This is a genomic window from Paraburkholderia ultramafica (assembly GCF_902859915.1).
Classification (GTDB): domain Bacteria; phylum Pseudomonadota; class Gammaproteobacteria; order Burkholderiales; family Burkholderiaceae; genus Paraburkholderia; species Paraburkholderia ultramafica.
The window spans coordinates 190,485-208,033 of record NZ_CADIKK010000006.1; the positions used below are offsets into that span (position 1 = coordinate 190,485).

Sequence of the window (17,549 nt, forward strand, 5' to 3'; positions counted from 1 at the left end):
CCGCCGGACAAGGTGTGTCGTGTCACAGTCGGCCGTGCGTGCCGCCACGACCCGCCGCAAAAACTGGAGCGGTGGCGCTCGGCCTCGTCAGGCTGTTTATGGACGCGCTGATCCACGCGCTTCCTGTCAGCGCGTCTGCGGTTGCAATGTGCTCCGCGCCGTCGCCGGGCAAACCAATCGGTATCCCGGCCAAGGCCTGCGTCGCTTACATCTGATATCGCAGTGTCGCCATCACGCTGCGCGGTGCGCCCGGCATGTTGAGATTGGGGCTGGAGCCGTGCGCCGAGACGATATAGCTATTGTTGAACAGGTTGTAGAGGTTCAACTGAAGCTCGAACGGGCCGCGGGCGTACCAGGCCATCATGTCGGCCGTGACGTAGCCGGGCAGCGTCACGGTGTTTTGCGGATCGGCCACGCGTGCGCCGACGAGGTTCAGCCCGCCGCCGACACCGAAGCCGTGGCCCAGGTTCTTGGTCAGCCACACGTTGCCGGAGTGGCGTGGGGTAAGCGTGGCGCGCTTGTCCTGCAACGCGGGGCTCGACTTCGTCACTGTCGCGTCCAGGTATGCGTAGCCTGCCAGCACGCGCCAGCCCTGACCGAGTTCGGCAGCACCGCTGATTTCCACGCCATCGGTACGTTGTTCGCCGATCGGTATCAGCGCCGTGTTGCTTGCGTTCGCAACCTTGATGTTGGTGCGCTCCAGGCGGAAAACCGAGACCGTCGTACTGGCCTTGCCATCCAGCCAGTCGTATTTCGCGCCGATTTCCGCGTTTTTGGTGACCTCGGGCGCCAGTTGGGCGTTGTTGGCGGCGAGCGAGAATGCCTCACCCGAAGGCTGGAATGAGCGGCTCCACGATACATAGTAGGACTGCGCAATGGACGGCTGCCAGACGAGGCCCACGCGAGGGCTCCAGGCATTGTCGGTGCGCGACAGGTTCGGCTGGTTCGGACGGCGCTCGAAGGTGTCCTGCTCGAAGTGGTCATAGCGGACGCCGAGCAGCGCCTTCCAGTGCTCGCTGAGGCTGATCATGTCCTGGGTATAGAGCCCGAGCGTCTTGAAGACGCCGAGGTTGCTGGCCGCGGGTGTCCCGCCCAGATGCAGCGGCAGCGTCGGCAGCACGGGGTGGAACAGATCGACCGTCGCGATGTTGTTCTTCGAGAAATTGACCAGGTCCTTGTCCTGCTGGCCAAGCTCCATGCCGTAGAGCAGTTCGTGCTTCATGCCGAAGAGCGTGGCTTTCTGCGTAAGGTCGGTCTGGTTGAACCAGCCGTGTTCCTCCCGGTACACATTGGAGCGGTTCAGGGAAACCCTCAGCGTCGCCTCGTTCACGGTCCCGGGAAGGGTGTTGTTGCGATCGAGCGAGTAATGATAGTAGCGCGTGGCGTTGCGGATCGACCACTGATCGTTGAACTCATGTCTGATGGTGGCGGTTCCCGAATACACGCGCGCCTGCGTGTAGTCCGCGTCGCGCGCATTGGCCGCGCCGTAGTAGGTGGAAGCCGGCACGTCGACGGGCCGCCCCTTGTAGGCAGGAATGCCAAAGTCGGTCACGCGGCGATCTTCCAGGTAGTCCGCCTGGAACAGCACGGTGGTCTTCGGCGCCACACGTAGTTCCAGCGACGGCGCGATGGCCGAGCGATTCAGGAACTGCTGCGAGCGATAGCTGTTCGACTCTTCGTGCGCGCCCGTCACGCGGAAGGCAGCCGCGCCCTCGGCAAACACGCGCCCCACATCGGCCCCGACACGGCGATCAGCCCACGATCCATAGCTGATGCCGACATCGGTAACGTCAATGCCCGGTTTCTTTGTGACGCGGTTGATCAGACCACCGGCCGAACCGCGGCCGTAGAGCACAGCGGCCGGCCCCTTGATGACTTCCACGCGGTCGACGTTGGACAGGTCGCGGAAGTACAGCGCATCGTCACGGATACCGTCAACGTACTGGTCGGCGATCGCCGAGAAGCCGCGGATCGTGACCTGGTCGCGCTGGCCATCGCCCGTGGAAAAGCCGACGCCCGGCACGTTCTTCAATACATCTTGCATTGAATTGGCGTGCTGGTCGCGCATCACTTCCGCGGTGACCACGTTCACGGTCTGCGGAATGTCGCGCAACGGCGTATCGGTCTTTGTGGCACTCACCGCATCCGGCGGGTTGTACCCCTCTCCTGGGTCACGAATCGCGCTCGCTTTGACGATAACCGTCGGCAACGGGTCTCCTGCCTGGGCGGCTGGCGAACTGGCGTTGTCTTCTGCGAAGGCAATTCCGGAAATCATGGGCTGGCACGCGAAAGCTGCCAGGACGGTTCGCCGTAGCGGGTGGACGTTGAATCTCATTTTCCCCTAGTAACTTTTGGTAATGGTCGAATGAGACGCATTATCGTTTGAAATGGTTTGAAAGGTCAATAAAAGGTTTGCGCTTTGTAGGGAGAATCGGTGGGAGCGATGGCGCAACGACGCAGTCAGTACCGGGTTGCCAGCATCCAGACACCCGGCTCGCACAGCTACCGGCTGAGTTCTGTCTGACGAGCTTCGGCGAACAATGCGAACACTGTCGATATGTCGCTTGTACGGGTGGATGCCAGCCAAAGGACTGGGCCTCGACAGCAAAATGTGTGTCCCATCTTTCCCGGGCAAGTCGTCATTAGGCGAAGCCGCTTGCGACGCTACGGAGTGTCACTACTTCGCCATGAGATTGCCTCGCAGAGTAGTGGACTGCTCTCAAATGTCGATTGCGACGAAGGCCGTTGCTGCCTATTGTTGTAACTCTCGTTGTTGTAACTCTCGGGCCTGGACCGGAACGAGGACTGGAAACAAGGAGAACGGTCATGCAAGGCGACAAGAAAGTCATCGATCACCTCAACGCACAGTTGAAGAATGAGCTGACTGCGATCAACCAGTACTTCCTGCATGCGCGCATGTACCGTCATTGGCGACTCGACGAGCTTGGCAAGCACGAATATCAGGAATCGATCGAAGAAATGAAGCATGCCGACGCCCTGATTGAGCGCATCTTTGTGCTCGACGGGCTGCCGAATCTGCAGGACCTGCATAAACTGCTCGTGGGTGAGAATACGCAGGAAATCCTGGAGTGCGACCTGAAGCTTGAACAGACATCCCAGGCCACCTGCAAGGATGCGATCGCCTACTGCGAATCAGTGAAGGATTACGTCTCACGTGAAATACTGCAGCAGATTCTCGACGATACGGAGGACCAGATCGACTGGCTCGAAACGCAGCTTGAGCTGATCAAGAAGGTGGGGATTGAGAACTATCTGCAGTCGGGCATGACCTCTCCGGAGGAATAGCCCTCATTGCCATGTGCTACAGATTCACGCATTGGCGTGCTGACGGGGAAATGGGTCCGCTCATCCGGACAACTTGCCGATGATGGAGGCTATTATGTCAAAGCATGCCGCCGACCGGCCGCATGCCATACACTCGACCAATGCAAGCGGGACTTGTCCGGTTTCATTTTTGTCGTCTGTGGGCGCGCGACCGGTCATCGCCGAGGGGCCCCCGTTGGAAGAGAACCAACGGATGTTGTTACTCTTTGGCCGGCAATTCGCGCACAAACGATAGTGATTCTTCGAAGAGGTCTTCGAGTGAAGCAAAGGCCGGACTGTCCGCTTCAAATGCCAGCCAGCGCTGCATCGGATGACGACCAAATGGTTGAACGAATGTGCAGCCGTGCGTCTCGAGCAGCGCGGTAACAGCAAGTTGCGGAAGCTTCAAGGCGATCTGCTGCCCGTAGACGCAGGCCATCATCCGTTGCACGACGAAGAAGGGCGGGCAGCCGAAGACCTTGCGCTCCGTGATCGCGTAGTGACGACAGGCCACAGCTCTAAGCGCGACAAGCACCGCGGCGCTGTGCTCCAGTCTGGGGGTGTTCACGTGATGTTCTGGTTATCGTCTGCGGCGGCTACGCAGATTGTCGTGACTGTCCCGCTGCGCCCTGTGGACGGCCCACTGTGCGAGCGAGAGGCACGATGACAACCAGGGTCGCGATATAGGCCGCAATCTGGACGCCGGCCGGACGCGCCGTATAGCCAATGAGCGTATGGAGCATCTTGCCGACGACGCTGGATTCCGTGAGCAGCCAGGACGTGTCCCACACCGTATCACCCCACGACGGCAGGATTCCCGCCGACACCAGGTAGCCCACGCCCTGGCTCGCCATGCCCGCAGCAAGCAGGATGATGAGCGCGTTGGTCACCGCAAAAAGGCGCTTTAGCGGAATCTGCAGGAGGCCCGCATACATCGCGGCGCCAAGACCGACACCGCCGAAGATCCCCAGCAGTCCGCCGATAATCATCTGGGGCGTCTGTCCCGGGTCTCCCGCTGCGATGCCATACAGGAACAGGACAGCCTCCGAGCCCTCGCGCAGCACCGCCACGCCAACGACAATCGCAAGGCCTGTCAGCGGCCTGCTGCCCGCCGCCACCGCCTTGCCCACTGCGGAAATCTGCTGCGCCATTTCGCGACTGTGCTTGCCCATCCAGATGCTGTGCCACGCGAGCATGACGACTGCAATGAACATCACGCACGCATTGAACACTTCCTGGCCCATCCCCGACGCCCATGACGAGATGACGTCCGCGAACAGGGCGATGAGGCCTGCGCCGATCACACCGCCCACCAATCCGCCGCTAACCCACCATCCCCGGTTGTAGACTCCTTTCGTGGCCGCCAGCACGATGGACACGACGAGCGCGGCTTCAAGGACTTCCCGGAAAACGATGAGAGCGGTAGATAGCATGATGTCTCCAGGGGCTACTTGACGGTCAGATGGGTCTTCGATTCGGCTTCGTGGTACTCGTCGTGAAACTCGTACGTCCCTGCCTTCAGCGGTCCGATAAAGACGTCAACCTGCTTGCCGCCAGGAATCACCTTCTCTGCCTTGAAGTCATCGCTTTCAAACTCAGCGGGAGTTGCATCAAGGTTCTTTACCGTGACCTTCACCTTCTTACCTGCAGGGATAGTCAGGTCAGCGGGCGAGAACTTGTGGTCCTTAAGGGTGAGGGTGTATGACTCCTCTGCGGCGAGGACACTGGATACGGACGTAGCCACCAGGGCCGAGGCAGCGACGATGAAGGTAAGTGTTGATTTCATGAACTGTTCGGTGGTTTGTAATTGATGGTAACAAAAGGGATAATAGGAGCCATTCGCATTCTTGAAGCAGTAACCCTGCGTGCGAAGTGGATAAGATGGTTGTTCCCCATCGCTCGTGATTCCAGCGCGCCGACCGGTGCGTCCGATTTTGACGGAACATCGCATTTAGCATCAGCTTGCCTGTTATCGCCTGGAAACCTGATGAAACGGTCTCACCGCAAAGTAACTCGTGTCTCGTTGCCGGGGGGGGGGGTGCGTTGCGGTTCGACGATCTGTGGGTGTTCTCCGGAATGTTCCTCGAATCCCTCGCTCAGGATGTGCGCCGACGGGAGAATGGTTGATCGCCACGGCGTGAAGCACGGGCCGCAACAACATGCGTGGCGAGCGCAATCGGTAATACGCAGCCAGCGCCCCAGTGCAGCCACTCGGCGATCCACCGCAGCGTATCGCCATCGAAATAGTAGAGACCGTAACCCGTCACCGCCAGCAGGCTCAGCGCGATGCACATGGCAACGCCCGCAGCACGGTTTCGCCCCGTTCTCCAGCCTGGCAAGAAATGTCGCTGCATCATGGTGCCGACGGCGAAGATCACCCCCATTGCGCTCGCACCATGGATCTTCATCGACCAGGGTTCGATCGGGCTGGGCAACGCCTCGTCCGATCGCCCGTAATACGCGAGTAACCAGGCGAAACCTGTCGCAGCGAGCAGGGTTATCAGCACATACAGCGTCCAGCGCGACGGTCTGGTGAGCTTTGGCCCGGGGGCGCGAGCGTGTTGTTGTGGTAGTTTCATTGATGTTCCGGAGGATTCGGCCGTTGCGCAACAAACCGGACCATGGACGCGCCGTAACGTGCGAATAGCGGATGGGCCGCATTTCCAGTGGTCAATGCGACCTTGGTCAGCGCATCGGCAATCACGCAGACCGGTGCCGCGATGGTCACGCCCGCCCCCCATTGGCAACGGGACGCTGCGGAACGGATCGATCAGTGGGGAAGCCTCATGCGCGCACTCGTCCAGCCCGCTCGTCGATGAACTGGCCAGCGCGCCATCCGAAAACCCGACCGAGCCGACGAGTCGTGCGCGATCGCGTGGATCCCGCAAACGAATCCGAACCGCGCTTCTCCCGTGATAGCGGAGATCCCCGCCAGCATTGACCAGTACGCTGTCAATCGGTGTCCGCCTGCCTTGGCCAGCGCCCTTACCGCTTCGACGGCGCGATCGACTGCATAACCCTTGGCGATGCCGCCAAGATCGATCAGGCAATCGCGTTGCTTGACTACAGAACAGGCGTCGATGGCGAATGCCGGAACACGGTCCGGTGAACAACCGGCCAGTTCACCATGCAATTCGCGACGACGCGGGCGAGCTTCGTTGCCATCCCAACCGTCCACCCATGGCAACAGACGATGGCGCACGAGCACCGGCGCGACCGTACAATCGAACCCGCCGGCTGAGGCGTCCTGCAATTCGGTTGCGAGCCGAAGCACATCGGCCGTGCGCGGGTCGACCTCGACGGGTACGCCGGGCGCCGCGCGGTTGATGCGGCTTACGTCACTCGATGGCTCGTGAAAACTCATCAGCCGGTGCACGTCCCGGATCTCCGCAAACGCCGCACCAATGGCCGTTTGCGCGAAGTCGCGGTCCGGCGCGCCGACGGCAACATCGACGAGCGTCCCCAGCAAAGGTTTGGCACGACGCACGATGCATCCGTCACGCAGCGCGATGGCTGTATTCTTCATGTCACTTTCCGGCAAGCATCGTATCGACATACACGGCCAGCCGTCTGATTCCCTCGGTCACGTGGGCGCACGACATCGTTGCGCCGCTGATGCCCCGGATGTCCTCGCCGATGTGCAAGGGCGCCGACGCGGTTTTCCCTTCGAATTGACTGCGCCATGCGCGCGTGCGGATTTCGCGCCCATGTTCTTCGCGATACGACAGGATCTCGACGTCGTGAATGGCGCCGTCCGTGCCGAACGCAACCGCGTAGTTGATCAGCTGGAACTTGCCGATCACCGCATCGGTGATGAAATAGCCGAGCAAGACGTCGCCTGACCTCGCAGCAAATACATTCCACTGCGCGGGGTTGATGCGCGTACCGGCCTGCGCCGGCAACGCCTTCCGGTGCTCTTCGGTAAGCGTGACGGGTTGGGCAACGAACGCCGTCGCGTTCGGAAACATGGCCTTCTGTGCTTGCGCTACCGAAAGGTAATCGGCGCCGAACACGACTGCCGGCGTGACGCCGGCGGCCGCTGCAAGCATCACCAGGGGTGTCCAGCGAGCTGTATGGCGAGTGATCAGAATTGCTCTCCGAGGCCCAGATCCAGTCGTGAGAAATCACTGAGGCGTGGCATCGTTGCGCTCGTCAAGCCCTGCCGCAGGGCGCTTCGAGCGTGAGCGGCTGTCCTACGCCGCCCTGTCGGCCCGCCACGTGGACCGTCGCAGATGACAATTCAATTCGCGCGCCCAAACGCGTATCCATTGAGGCCAGTGGATGTCAGTATGCGGCGAGGCCCGCGAGTTGATTCCCGGAGACCGACATTGTCTGATGTCGCCACCGAATTTGTTCGCCGGTGACGTTCGGTCGCCGGAATAAAGAGGTGATCTCCTTCGTTTTGGACCTGAGGAAGCCAGGCGCACGCGTACTGATGGTCTATCCCTCTGCGTGATCCTGTGTAGTGCCACCGTTTTGCCAGGCGACGCCGGTCATGCCGTGCGCGACGCGTCGTCTTTGTCGTCCCGCTTGCCGCAGTGGGTGGGTACTGCTGTGCCCTGCAAACACCCATCTGCGAAACGGGCCAGGGGAGATGAGGCATGAGAATGGCCTCTACCGTCCATCGCCTGCTTCAAAGCATCTGGATCCTTGCGGTCGCGGCGGTTTGCCTCCTTAATGCACTCCTTAACGCCCCTTCCACTCGGGCGCTCCCGATCTTCGCCCGTCAAACGGGACAAAGCTGCGTTGCCTGCCATGCGGGCGGACAGTTTCCCGAACTGACTCCTTATGGACGTATGTTCAAGCTGAACGGCTATACGTTCGGCGAACGCACCGTCCCGGTTGCGGTCATGGCGACGCTCGACCTGACGAAGACAAGGGTCAATCACGACGCCAGCGGCAACATCATCTCCCCCAAGGACGGGCTGCCGATATTCGACGCCGCCAGCATCTTCCTCGCTGGCAAGATCACCGACAGGATCGGCGCGTTCACGCAGTTCACCTACTCGAACTACGATCATCAGGGCGCCGACGGCAGGTGGATCGGTCACTGGGCGTCAGACAACATGGACTTCCGTTACGTGGACAGGATCATAGGGGACGCAAACGACCTGATACTCGGCACCACGCTGCACAACAATCCGACCATGCAGGATGTCTGGAACAGCACGCCCGCATGGAGTTACCCGTACGTGTCCTCGTCGACGAGCACAGTGGGCGCGCCGCAGTTCCTGCCGATCATCGAGGGCTCGCTGGCACAGCAGGTCGTCGGCGCGGGAGGCTACGTCTACTGGAACCGGACCATTTATGCCGAACTATCGTTCTACAGTACGGCCGACGGCATCTGGTCGTTCATGAGCAAGGGTAACAAGGCCGGCGACCCGAACCACCCGCAGATATATTTACGCGGCCAGAACCCGTACTGGCGACTGGCCCTGACTCATGACTGGGGACCACACAGCGTGATGGTGGGGACGTTCGGGCTCAACGTCAACGTCTACCCCAACGACGTCAACTCGTTCCCGAACTTCAATCAAGGCGTCACCCGCTATCGCGATATCGGCTTCGATGCCCAGTATCAGTACCTGCTTGAGCCAAACACCTTCACTGCGCAGGCCCGATTTATCCGCGAGAACATCAGCGATCCGAATAACCTCGTTTTTGGAGACAGCGCTGCGGCAAGCCTGAAATCCCTGAGGCTGAAGCTGTCGTATATCTATCAGGCCAGGTATGGCGTGAGCCTTTCGTTTTTTAACATCACCGGCAGCCCTGATAGCGCCGCGTATGCGGCGAGCGCAAATTTTTCTCCTGCAACGCAGGGCTGGACGCCGGAGATATTCTGGATTCCTGTTCAGAATATCCGTATAGGGCTGCAATATACCCATTTCACCAAATACCTTGGCGCACGTTCAAATTACGATGGGCACGGACGCAATGCGAGCGACAACGACACGCTGTTTCTGTACCTTTGGGCGGCGTACTGGTGATGTCTCCTGCTGCACCTGTTTCAAACGTGAGGCTGTGAGGATCAAGGCTTCGTTCAATCGTTGCCATCTGGGAGAAATCAATTGAAAGCCTCGCTATCGCGCTGTCCCAGTGAACACCGTGCGAACCTTCTGGAGACCCCGAAATTTCAGGCAACGTCGCGATGGATCCTGCTCGCCGCCCTGCTGGGCAGCGGCGCGGGTTGCCACGACATGGAGCATTCCAGACAGATTGACAATCCCGCTGTCGCGGGCAGGACGATCGCGCTGCAGATTTGTTCGAACTGCCATAGCGTGGACGGCGTGTCCGTGTCCCCCATGTTTCCCACGCTCGCAGGTCAGCGAAAGGAATATCTGGTCAATCAACTGAGCGACTTCAGGGCACACCTCCGGTCCGACCCGAATGCCAAAAGATTCATGTGGGGCTTTACGCATCTGAGCGACGAGCAGATCGAGCAGCTTGCCATGTACTTTGCGAGCCGGCCGCCACCCGCGGGCCTGCCAGGTGACCGTCTGCTCGTTGACGACGGCAGGACAATTTTCATCTCCGGCATACCGGATAAGGGCGTCCCGGCATGCAGTTCTTGTCATGGAACAGGTGGCGAAGGCATGGGTGAGTTTCCCCGGCTTGCAGGCCAGCATGCGGACTACATCGTGAAGCAGTTGCTGGTCTTCCGGCAAGCTGGTCAGAGGCCTCGCGGCGAGTCGATGAAGGCGATCTCCGACAACATGTCGGAACAGGAGATGCGCTCGGTGGCGGCGTTTCTCGAAGCGTCCTCGTCTCAGGCTGGGGTACCGGTTGATCTCGGGACCGCCGATCCGGGATCGGTCCGCAGGTAACCCATCAGATCGTCATTGACGATCTGATGGGTTAGAGAGGGGAGCAAACCTCGCCGATATCGCAGATGAACCAACGTTCGTCGTCGCGAATCGAATGGCCGCTTGCTGTGCAGAGGGGACTTCCGAACGTTCGCAGGCCATCACTCGCGAATGACGGCTACTGGCCGTTCTGCGATCACTCGCTAACCGGCCAGACAACCTGAACCTCTGTCTGTTCCGCCATTTCAAGTGCGTCATCTACCTCGATGCCGAGGTAGCGGACTGTACTTTCGAGCTTCGTGTGACCGAGCAACAACTGAACGGCCCTGAGGTTCTTCGTGCGACGGTAGATCAAAGACGTCTTGGTCCGGCGCATCGCGTGGGTACCGTAGGCACTGTCGTCAGGGCCGATTGACGCGATCCACCGATGAACCAGCCGGGCATACTGTCGTGTCGACAAGTGAGGCGAGTCGTGAATTCTGCTCGGGAACAGGAAGTCCGTTGCCTGCAGCCCCGCATCCCTTATCCATGCCGCCACGCTCTCACGAGTCTGTTCGGTAATCTCGAACTGTACCGGTCGTTGTGTCTTCTGCTGCATGATCGTCGCGCGACTAGCGACGTGCTCCCCGTGACAAACGTCGCGCACGCGCAGTTTCGTCAGATCACACGCGCGACGCTTGCTGTCGATGGCGAGATTGAACATTGCCAGGTCCCGCACGTGGGACGAAAGCTGCAGGCACACGCGTATCGCCCAAATTTCCCTCAGTTTCAGCGGCGGCTTCTGGCCAGTTAATCTCCCTTTATTCCACGGTACCCGCGACGGGACCGTATCGGTTGCTGCTCCCATGACAATCTCCTTTTAATTGAAGGGAGATCCAGTCTGAGTCCGGGTCAACGAGTCAACGGGCGCTCCCCGACCCACAGCGGGCTTTCAGAAACACCGAAGCGGTCGTTCCAGACGGGAAAAATTCTGACGGCCTTAGGAAGCTATGTAAGTTCGCAAGCAAGCCCAAAACGAAAGCACTCAGAAGGTGCGTGCATGAAAGCTCCTGCGGATCGATATTGAATAAAACCTCAATACCTTTTGGCGAAAAAATCATGACCAGCACGAACTACGACCCGTTCCGCTTTTCCACGATCGCACATGGTAACCACAAAAGTCTCAATAGTACTTGCCCCCTGCAGGTTCAGCGTACCGACAACGAATACTGAAAGAAGATAACAAAAACGTCACCTACGGGTCAGTTCCAAGACACTTGATTTGCCTACAGTAGAAGTCTCAGATCGCAAAACCGGAACAGATTCCATGAAGTTGGTGAAACGGGTCTTCTCAATCGTTGTGCCGACATGCATCGCGCTCGGGATCGCGGGCCATGCGGTTGCCGATCAGGATAATCAGGCACTGGTCCCGCCGTCCGCGGCAATTCAGCGCACGCCTGAGGAACTGCAGCAACTTGTTGCTCCCATCGCGCTGTATCCGGATCCACTGGTCGCACAAATTCTCGCGGCAGCCACACATATTGCGGAAGTCGTCGCAGCGGACCGCTGGATGCAATCGAATTCCCAATTGACGGGGGACGCACTGGCCGCTCAAGTCGATCAGCAGGTCTGGGATGCGAGCGTCAAGGCGCTTACAGGATTTCCCGCCGTGCTCGCGAATATGGACCAGAATGTGGTCTGGACTTCATCGCTTGGCGACGCGTACCTGAGCCAGTCACAGCAATTGATGGCGGCCATCCAGACGATGCGGCAACGGGCCAGCACAGCGGGCAACCTGGAAATCAACCAACAGGAAACGGTAACGAACGATGGTGGATCGATCAACATCCAGCCAGCCGATCCTGCAGTCGTGTACGTGCCCGAATACGATCCGGCGCTCGTGTATGGCGCGCCGATGGCGCTCTGGCCAGGCTGGTATCCCGATCCGGACCTCTACCTTGATGGGCCGGGAATCGTGTTCGGCGTTGGATTCGATTTGGGATATTTCGGTGGCTACGGATGGGGCTGGCGACACTGGAGGCCCGATTGGGATCATCGGGCGGTATGGTTTGATGGCGGCCGGTATGTGTGGCACAACCGCAGTCTCGTCGACGCCAATCACTTATTTCACGGCAACGAAGGTTTCAATCCTCCCCATGGCGCTTACGGCATGCGCGGGATGTACGGCGCGGCGCACACGTATCAGCCTGCGATGTCGCCGCGGCAATTCGTCGGATCGCATACGGTTCCGGGCGTCGGATTGAGCCGGTTCGGCGGAATCGGCCCTGAAGGCTTCGGTCGCGCAGAGTTCGGTGGCGGGCGTCGGGGCTTTGGAGCAATGGGACACGCCGAGATAGGGCACATGAGCGCAGGTGCCCATGGCGGAAGCGGACGCGGTTAGACGCAGTGCGAGCGTCGCCCGCAGTCACTGTCTCCGCGCCGGTCGCTGGCGGCTATTCGGCGACACCAAAAGTCTCGCCGCATTGCGAAAATGTCATTTGTGCGTGCAGGCATTCTGTCATCGCTTGGCCCATGACAGAATCGATTCGCCGCTGTTGAACACGCCTAGGGCGTGGCGCCTACGTGGTCACGAATCGCCGTAGGTCGATGTGGAAATTTGAGGAAAAAATGCAGATCAAGCGATTGAAACTTTACCACTGTCCAGTCGTGCGTAGTGCGCGCGTCAAGTGGTTATTGCATGAACTTCTCGACGAAGATTTTGACGTGGAAGTCGTTTCGCTCTATGACGCGACTCAGTATCGCGATGAGTATCTGAATATCAACCCTAACCATGCCGTGCCCGTGCTTGAAATTTACACAGACACCGGCAAGCAGATGCGTATGATCGAGAGCGGTGCAATAGTGACGTTTCTCGCCGACCTGTATCCGGATAAGAACCTCGCTCCTTCAGCGCACGAGTTCTCACCCGAGCGCTCCGATTATCTACAGATGCTGCAATTTGGCACGTCGTCAGTCGACATGATGCTATGGCAGATTCGTATTCACGAGCATGTCCTTCCGGCATCCGAGAAGGATGAGAGAACGATACGCCGGTATCGAGACAAATTCACGCGTGAAGTCGAGCCTCAATTGGAGCGCCGCCTGGTCAAGACGCCGTTCATATGCGGCAATGAATTTTCCGCTGTCGACTGCATAATCGGTCATTGCGTGATGTGGGCTCAGGCTTACCAGTTGTGCACGAGTCCAGTGTTTGCCGCATACGTGACCAGACTAGCCGGACGCCCGGCGTTCGCTCGCGCTTTTTCGGATGCACATCAATTTGTGCTTGCTGTACCCGAAGAGTACGAGGTCAAGAAATTGTTCACGGGTTGAGCCGGCGGCAGCTCTGCATACTTAAGCCGCGCTCCCCATCTGGTTACCACGAACGCGACAATCAGGCGACCAGAAGTACGTAAATAGGCAATGGAATGATGCCGACGCGCAACTCGACGATGGCCCACCATCCGCTCGGCCAGAACGGGACACGCTCGGCTTCCCGTAGTTAGCCATGTACCGCCTCATGCAATTGGCGCTGTAGCCCGCCCTTGCTCGGCCGCGATCGACTGCACGCGTTAAGGGTTATTCGACGCCTGCCCTCATACGCTCAACGAGATGATTTCGATGTCCGGACTGGGGTGGCCCGACTATGAAATGCTTTTCGACGTATCGTTTCAGAAGCCTGATCACAAGTACACGCTCGAATTGAAGGCCACCAAGAGCATCACCGAGAAGGCTGTTGCGAAAATCGCACCGATCGTCACGATTACGTACAGCAACGCCTTCGGCTGGGCATGGCACCGCGATTACACGCTGGCAGGACTCGAAATGAGCGCGGGTATTTCCGCAAGCAGAAAGGCCAAAAAGGTCAAACCCAAGGGCGGTCTTTCGGGCGGCACGCTCTCGCTTGACATCGAGGGCAAGGCTTCGGCGGATCCCACACCTATTCGCTATTGCGGTGGCAACGACTTTACTGGCATGGTGACGGTTCTGAAGACTTCGGCTAAAGGACACATCGGACCGGCAGGGGGAGCGTTACCGAAGCTAACGGCAGTGGTGTTCCATGGCACGAACGCCGGAGACGTGGGGTTTCCGTTCTTTGCGCCACTCACTGGAAGCATCTCTGGCGGCGCGACCGATGCAGGTGTGGACGTGAGCCTCGGCGGGGGACTGGGTAAGGCGGTCGCGTGGGGCGAGACAGCCGTCACGCCGCCTCCCGAGTTGAAGGAGGTCACCAAACTGTCCGCGGCGTTGCGCCAGTGGACCGTGACCATCGGCCCATTCAGCACAGGCACGGCGATCGTGCCGCAACAGGCGGCTGGATACCTCGATGATCTCCACAAGACGGTATATGACTTCAAGGTGCAAAAGCTCGATCCGATGGCGCAGGATCTGCGCGATCAGTCTGTCGATCCGGACAAGAACTTCCAGCTCGATTTCGATGTGATCGGCATGGCAAGCCGGAGTTGGCGCTCCGCTGGCACAGACGCTGCACGACTAAAGCGGAACAAACAACTGTCGTTGTTGAGAGCGAGCGCTGTCGAATTGGAAATTCACAACCGATTCCCAGCGGTGCGCGAAGTGACGAAAACGGGCGCGGGTTCGCACGCGGTCGGTCCATCGAAGGAGGGCGGTGGCGGCCGGCCATTGCTCGACGATAGTGAAGCGCAGGCGCTTTATGAGGCCAAGCGCAAGGAGGCACTAGCTGATCCGGACCCCGTGACCCGTCGCATGGCGCTCAAGGCGGTTGAGGCAAACTATGGCCCGCACGGCGATCAGCAGGAGGCGCGTCGTGTGGTCGTGTTCTGCCGCTGGGATGGCTACATGATCATGAAGGCGCTGGTTCCAGTGATGGCGTCTTCTTCGCCCTGACGTGGAGCGGTGTGTCCTCGTGCTGCCGCCAATTCTGAAATTCATTCGGCGCGGACACCGCCTCGACTAGGCGGCTGACGGCCTCGTGTCGTAGATCATGGAAGCGGAAATCGACCAATCCGGTGCGCTTCTTGAGTCCGTTCCAGACTTTGGTGAACTGATATGCGCGCCGCTTTCCGTCACGCCCCGGCTCTCCAAAGAACACGAGATCAATGTCGATCGGTCTGACGGGATTGCCGAGAGCGTTTCGCAGGACCAATGTGGCGAGCTTGGTCAGCGGCACCGTGCGGGCTGCATTGTTCTTGGTGTCCGTCAGTCGCACGACGCGCCGTTCCAGATCGACCTGGCCGCCGCGCAGCCCAAGTATCTCGGACTGACGCATGCCGGTTTCAATCGCGAGGCGCACGATCCAGCCCAGCATCGGATTTGAGTGCTGGTCTACGGTTGCGAGTAGCTTTGCTTGCTCGCTTCCGGACAGACGTCGATTTCGCCCCTCGCCGGGACTGGGCTTACGGATGTTGGCGACAGGGTTGAAGATTAGCCCGATGTGCCATTCCTTGATGGCCACGTTAAACAGGTGGCCGAGTAGGGCGAGCTCAAGGCGGACGGGATCGTAAAAGAAATCGGCTCGCAGCGAACCAGCAGGGCCGGAAGCGAAAAAGCCCGGTAGATCAAAGATCTACCGGGCTTTCGCATTTGGTGGCGAATCAGGGACTCGAACCCCGGACCTGCGGATTATGATTCCGTCGCTCTAACCAACTGAGCTAATTCGCCGAAAGAAGCGAGATTATGCTGATCGAGCCGAAGGCTGTCAACCCCCCGGCGCGCAACTTTTTCAAGTTGCTCCAGCCATCGCGTATTTCAGTCCTTCGCGTAGATGTCCGAGTCCTTGGTTTCCTTGACGAACAGCATGCCGATCACGAAGGTGACCAGCGCGATCACGATCGGATACCACAGCCCCGAGTAGATGTTGCCCTTCGCCGCGACAATCGCGAATGCCGTGGCCGGCAGGAAGCCGCCGAACCAGCCATTGCCGATGTGATATGGCAGCGACATCGACGTATAGCGAATGCGCGTCGGGAACATCTCCACCAGCATCGCCGCAATCGGACCGTAGACCATCGTCACGTAGATCACGAGGATCGTCAGGATCACCACGGTCATCGGCCAGTTGATCTGCGACGGATCGGCCTTGAGCGGGTAGCCCGCGGCCTTCAGCGTCGCGGCGAGGGTCTTGTCGAACAGCTTGCCTTGCTCCTTCGCGTCGGCGGCGCGGCCGTCAAACGTGTTGACCACCGTATCGCCGACCCTGATCTGCGCCAGCGTGCCCGCCGGCGCCGCGACGTTATCGTAGTTCAGGCCCGCTCGCGAAAGCGCGCTCTTCGCGATGTCGCAGGAGCTCGTGAACTTCGCCGTGCCGACCGGGTTGAACTGGAACGAGCACTGTGCCGGATCCGCGATCACGACGATCGGAGCCCGCGCGGTCGCGGCTTCCAGCGCCGGGTTGGTGTAGTGCGTCAGCGCCTTGAACAGCGGGAAGTACGTGAGCGCGGCGATCAGCAGGCCGGCCATGATGATCGGCTTGCGGCCGATACGGTCCGACAGCGAGCCGAAGAACAGGAAGAACGGCGTGCCGATCAGCAGTGCGATCGCGATCATGATGTTGGAGCTGGCGCCGTCGACCTTCAGCGTCTGCGTCAGGAAGAACAGCGTGTAGAACTGGCCCGTGTACCAGACCACGGCCTGGCCGGCGGTCAGGCCGATCAGCGCGAGAATCACGACCTTCAGGTTCTTCCATTGACCGAACGCTTCGGACAGCGGCGCCTTGGAAGTCTTGCCCTCGGCCTTGATGCGCTCGAATACCGGCGATTCATGCAGTTGCAGGCGAATCCATACCGACACCGCCAGCAGGATGATTGACAGCACGAACGGAATGCGCCAGCCCCACGCGCCGAACGCGTCTTCGCCCATTGCCGTGCGCACGCCGAGAATCACCAGCAGCGACAGGAACAGGCCGAGCGTGGCGGTGGTCTGGATCCACGCGGTGTAGAAGCCGCGGCGTCCCGGCGGCGCGTGTTCGGCCACGTAGGTCGCGGCGCCGCCGTATTCGCCACCGAGCGCGAGGCCTTGCAGCATCCGCATCGCGATGAAGATCACCGGCGACGCAATGCCGATCGCCGCATAGCCGGGCAGGAAGCCGACGAGGAACGTCGACAGGCCCATGATCACGATCGTGATGAGGAACGTGTACTTGCGCCCGACCATGTCGCCGAGCCGCCCGAATACGATCGCGCCGAACGGCCGGACCGCGAATCCCGCAGCGAAGCTGAGCAGCGTGAAGATGAAGGCGGCGGTTGGATTGACGCCGGAGAAAAAGCTTTTGCTGATGAAGGCCGCGAGCGAGCCGGCCAGATAGAAGTCGTACCACTCGAAAACCGTGCCTAGCGATGATGCGAAGATCACCCGCTTCTCATCGCGCGTCATCGGCGCGTGCGAGAGTTGCCCGCCAACGGTAGCCATATGTCGTCTCCAATATTGATATGCACGCGGAGCGCCGGTCAAGGCGTTCCCGTG

16 protein-coding genes, 1 tRNA gene and 1 pseudogene are annotated in these 17,549 nt (G+C 59.7%); 6 read left to right on the forward strand and 12 right to left on the reverse strand.

Annotation, left to right across the window (positions count from 1 at the left end; genetic code table 11):
• Positions 1 to 205: 205 nt before the first annotated feature.
• Positions 206 to 2,335, reverse strand: a complete 2,130-nt coding sequence (locus tag HV744_RS08790; RefSeq protein ID WP_175149140.1) for a TonB-dependent receptor — start codon at positions 2,333 to 2,335, stop codon at positions 206 to 208.
• Positions 2,336 to 2,826: 491 nt separating this feature from the next.
• Between HV744_RS08790 and bfr the strand changes: the two genes are divergently transcribed.
• Positions 2,827 to 3,306: a bacterioferritin gene (gene bfr / locus HV744_RS08795; RefSeq protein WP_175149141.1), complete on the forward strand. Its 480-nt coding sequence runs from the start codon at positions 2,827 to 2,829 to the stop codon at positions 3,304 to 3,306.
• A gap of 238 nt (positions 3,307 to 3,544) precedes the next feature.
• Here bfr and HV744_RS08800 read toward each other — a convergent pair whose 3' ends face one another.
• From HV744_RS08800 to HV744_RS08830, 7 genes are all read right to left on the reverse strand, one after another.
• Entirely contained in the window at positions 3,545 to 3,859 is a 315-nt protein-coding gene (locus HV744_RS08800) for a hypothetical protein (protein ID WP_175149142.1), read from the reverse strand.
• A gap of 61 nt (positions 3,860 to 3,920) precedes the next feature.
• Entirely contained in the window at positions 3,921 to 4,757 is an 837-nt protein-coding gene (locus HV744_RS08805; RefSeq protein WP_175149143.1) for an FTR1 family iron permease, read from the reverse strand.
• Positions 4,758 to 4,771: 14 nt separating this feature from the next.
• Entirely contained in the window at positions 4,772 to 5,110 is a 339-nt protein-coding gene (locus tag HV744_RS08810; protein ID WP_175149144.1) for a cupredoxin domain-containing protein, read from the reverse strand.
• Between the two features lie 310 nt (positions 5,111 to 5,420).
• Positions 5,421 to 5,903 carry a cytochrome b/b6 domain-containing protein gene (locus tag HV744_RS08815; RefSeq protein WP_175148971.1) on the reverse strand — a complete coding sequence of 161 codons (483 nt, stop codon included), beginning with the start codon at positions 5,901 to 5,903 and terminating at the stop codon, positions 5,421 to 5,423.
• On the reverse strand, positions 5,900 to 6,052 hold the full coding sequence (locus HV744_RS08820) for a hypothetical protein (RefSeq protein WP_175148972.1): 153 nt from the start codon (positions 6,050 to 6,052) through the stop codon (positions 5,900 to 5,902). Before HV744_RS08820 ends, HV744_RS08815 begins: the two co-directional genes overlap by 4 nt.
• A gap of 42 nt (positions 6,053 to 6,094) precedes the next feature.
• Positions 6,095 to 6,850 carry an FAD:protein FMN transferase gene (locus tag HV744_RS08825; protein WP_175149145.1) on the reverse strand — a complete coding sequence of 252 codons (756 nt, stop codon included), beginning with the start codon at positions 6,848 to 6,850 and terminating at the stop codon, positions 6,095 to 6,097.
• 1 nt (position 6,851) lies between these two features.
• Complete coding sequence (locus tag HV744_RS08830) at positions 6,852 to 7,373, reverse strand: FMN-binding protein (RefSeq protein WP_175149218.1); 522 nt, start codon at positions 7,371 to 7,373, stop codon at positions 6,852 to 6,854.
• 558 nt (positions 7,374 to 7,931) lie between these two features.
• Between HV744_RS08830 and HV744_RS08835 the strand changes: the two genes are divergently transcribed.
• A complete protein-coding gene (locus HV744_RS08835; protein WP_246278982.1) occupies positions 7,932 to 9,311 on the forward strand; it encodes a cytochrome C in 1,380 nt (459 codons plus the stop codon).
• A gap of 81 nt (positions 9,312 to 9,392) precedes the next feature.
• Complete coding sequence (locus HV744_RS08840) at positions 9,393 to 10,148, forward strand: c-type cytochrome (protein ID WP_246278983.1); 756 nt, start codon at positions 9,393 to 9,395, stop codon at positions 10,146 to 10,148.
• A 175-nt stretch (positions 10,149 to 10,323) separates the two neighbouring features.
• Here the strand turns inward: HV744_RS08840 and HV744_RS08845 are convergent, their stop codons facing one another.
• A complete protein-coding gene (locus tag HV744_RS08845) occupies positions 10,324 to 10,974 on the reverse strand; it encodes a tyrosine-type recombinase/integrase (protein ID WP_175149147.1) in 651 nt (216 codons plus the stop codon).
• 459 nt (positions 10,975 to 11,433) lie between these two features.
• Between HV744_RS08845 and HV744_RS08850 the strand changes: the two genes are divergently transcribed.
• The 3 genes from HV744_RS08850 to HV744_RS08860 all read left to right on the forward strand — a co-directional run bounded on the left by HV744_RS08850 (position 11,434) and on the right by HV744_RS08860 (position 14,975).
• Positions 11,434 to 12,507 carry a DUF3300 domain-containing protein gene (locus tag HV744_RS08850; protein WP_175149148.1) on the forward strand — a complete coding sequence of 358 codons (1,074 nt, stop codon included), beginning with the start codon at positions 11,434 to 11,436 and terminating at the stop codon, positions 12,505 to 12,507.
• A 206-nt stretch (positions 12,508 to 12,713) separates the two neighbouring features.
• Entirely contained in the window at positions 12,714 to 13,439 is a 726-nt protein-coding gene (locus tag HV744_RS08855; RefSeq protein WP_246278984.1) for a glutathione S-transferase family protein, read from the forward strand.
• Between the two features lie 288 nt (positions 13,440 to 13,727).
• Entirely contained in the window at positions 13,728 to 14,975 is a 1,248-nt protein-coding gene (locus tag HV744_RS08860; RefSeq protein WP_175149149.1) for a hypothetical protein, read from the forward strand.
• Here the strand turns inward: HV744_RS08860 and HV744_RS08865 are convergent.
• From HV744_RS08865 to HV744_RS08875, 3 genes and pseudogenes are all read right to left on the reverse strand, one after another.
• Positions 14,932 to 15,582 (reverse strand): annotated as a pseudogene (locus HV744_RS08865) (site-specific integrase); the annotation flags it as partial. The gene HV744_RS08860 and the pseudogene HV744_RS08865 overlap by 44 nt on opposite strands.
• A 90-nt stretch (positions 15,583 to 15,672) precedes the next feature.
• Positions 15,673 to 15,749, reverse strand: a tRNA-Met gene (locus HV744_RS08870).
• 87 nt (positions 15,750 to 15,836) lie between these two features.
• Positions 15,837 to 17,495, reverse strand: coding sequence for an MFS transporter (locus HV744_RS08875; protein WP_175149150.1), 1,659 nt, complete (start codon positions 17,493 to 17,495; stop codon positions 15,837 to 15,839).
• Between the last annotated feature and the right edge of the window lie 54 nt (positions 17,496 to 17,549).

Excerpts from the sequence above, each read along its gene's own strand:
- HV744_RS08790 (WP_175149140.1), bottom strand. The coding sequence starts at position 2,335 with ATGAGATTCAACGTCCACCCGCTACGGCGAACCGTCCTGGCAGCTTTC.
- bfr (WP_175149141.1), top strand. The coding sequence starts at position 2,827 with ATGCAAGGCGACAAGAAAGTCATCGATCACCTCAACGCACAGTTGAAG.
- HV744_RS08805 (WP_175149143.1), bottom strand. The coding sequence starts at position 4,757 with ATGCTATCTACCGCTCTCATCGTTTTCCGGGAAGTCCTTGAAGCCGCG.
- HV744_RS08810 (WP_175149144.1), bottom strand. The coding sequence starts at position 5,110 with ATGAAATCAACACTTACCTTCATCGTCGCTGCCTCGGCCCTGGTGGCT.
- HV744_RS08815 (WP_175148971.1), bottom strand. The coding sequence starts at position 5,903 with ATGAAACTACCACAACAACACGCTCGCGCCCCCGGGCCAAAGCTCACC.
- HV744_RS08825 (WP_175149145.1), bottom strand. The coding sequence starts at position 6,850 with ATGAAGAATACAGCCATCGCGCTGCGTGACGGATGCATCGTGCGTCGT.
- HV744_RS08830 (WP_175149218.1), bottom strand. The coding sequence starts at position 7,373 with ATGCTTGCAGCGGCCGCCGGCGTCACGCCGGCAGTCGTGTTCGGCGCC.
- HV744_RS08835 (WP_246278982.1), top strand. The coding sequence starts at position 7,932 with ATGGCCTCTACCGTCCATCGCCTGCTTCAAAGCATCTGGATCCTTGCG.
- HV744_RS08845 (WP_175149147.1), bottom strand. The coding sequence starts at position 10,974 with ATGGGAGCAGCAACCGATACGGTCCCGTCGCGGGTACCGTGGAATAAA.
- HV744_RS08850 (WP_175149148.1), top strand. The coding sequence starts at position 11,434 with ATGAAGTTGGTGAAACGGGTCTTCTCAATCGTTGTGCCGACATGCATC.
- HV744_RS08855 (WP_246278984.1), top strand. The coding sequence starts at position 12,714 with ATGTGGAAATTTGAGGAAAAAATGCAGATCAAGCGATTGAAACTTTAC.
- HV744_RS08860 (WP_175149149.1), top strand. The coding sequence starts at position 13,728 with ATGTCCGGACTGGGGTGGCCCGACTATGAAATGCTTTTCGACGTATCG.
- HV744_RS08875 (WP_175149150.1), bottom strand. The coding sequence starts at position 17,495 with ATGGCTACCGTTGGCGGGCAACTCTCGCACGCGCCGATGACGCGCGAT.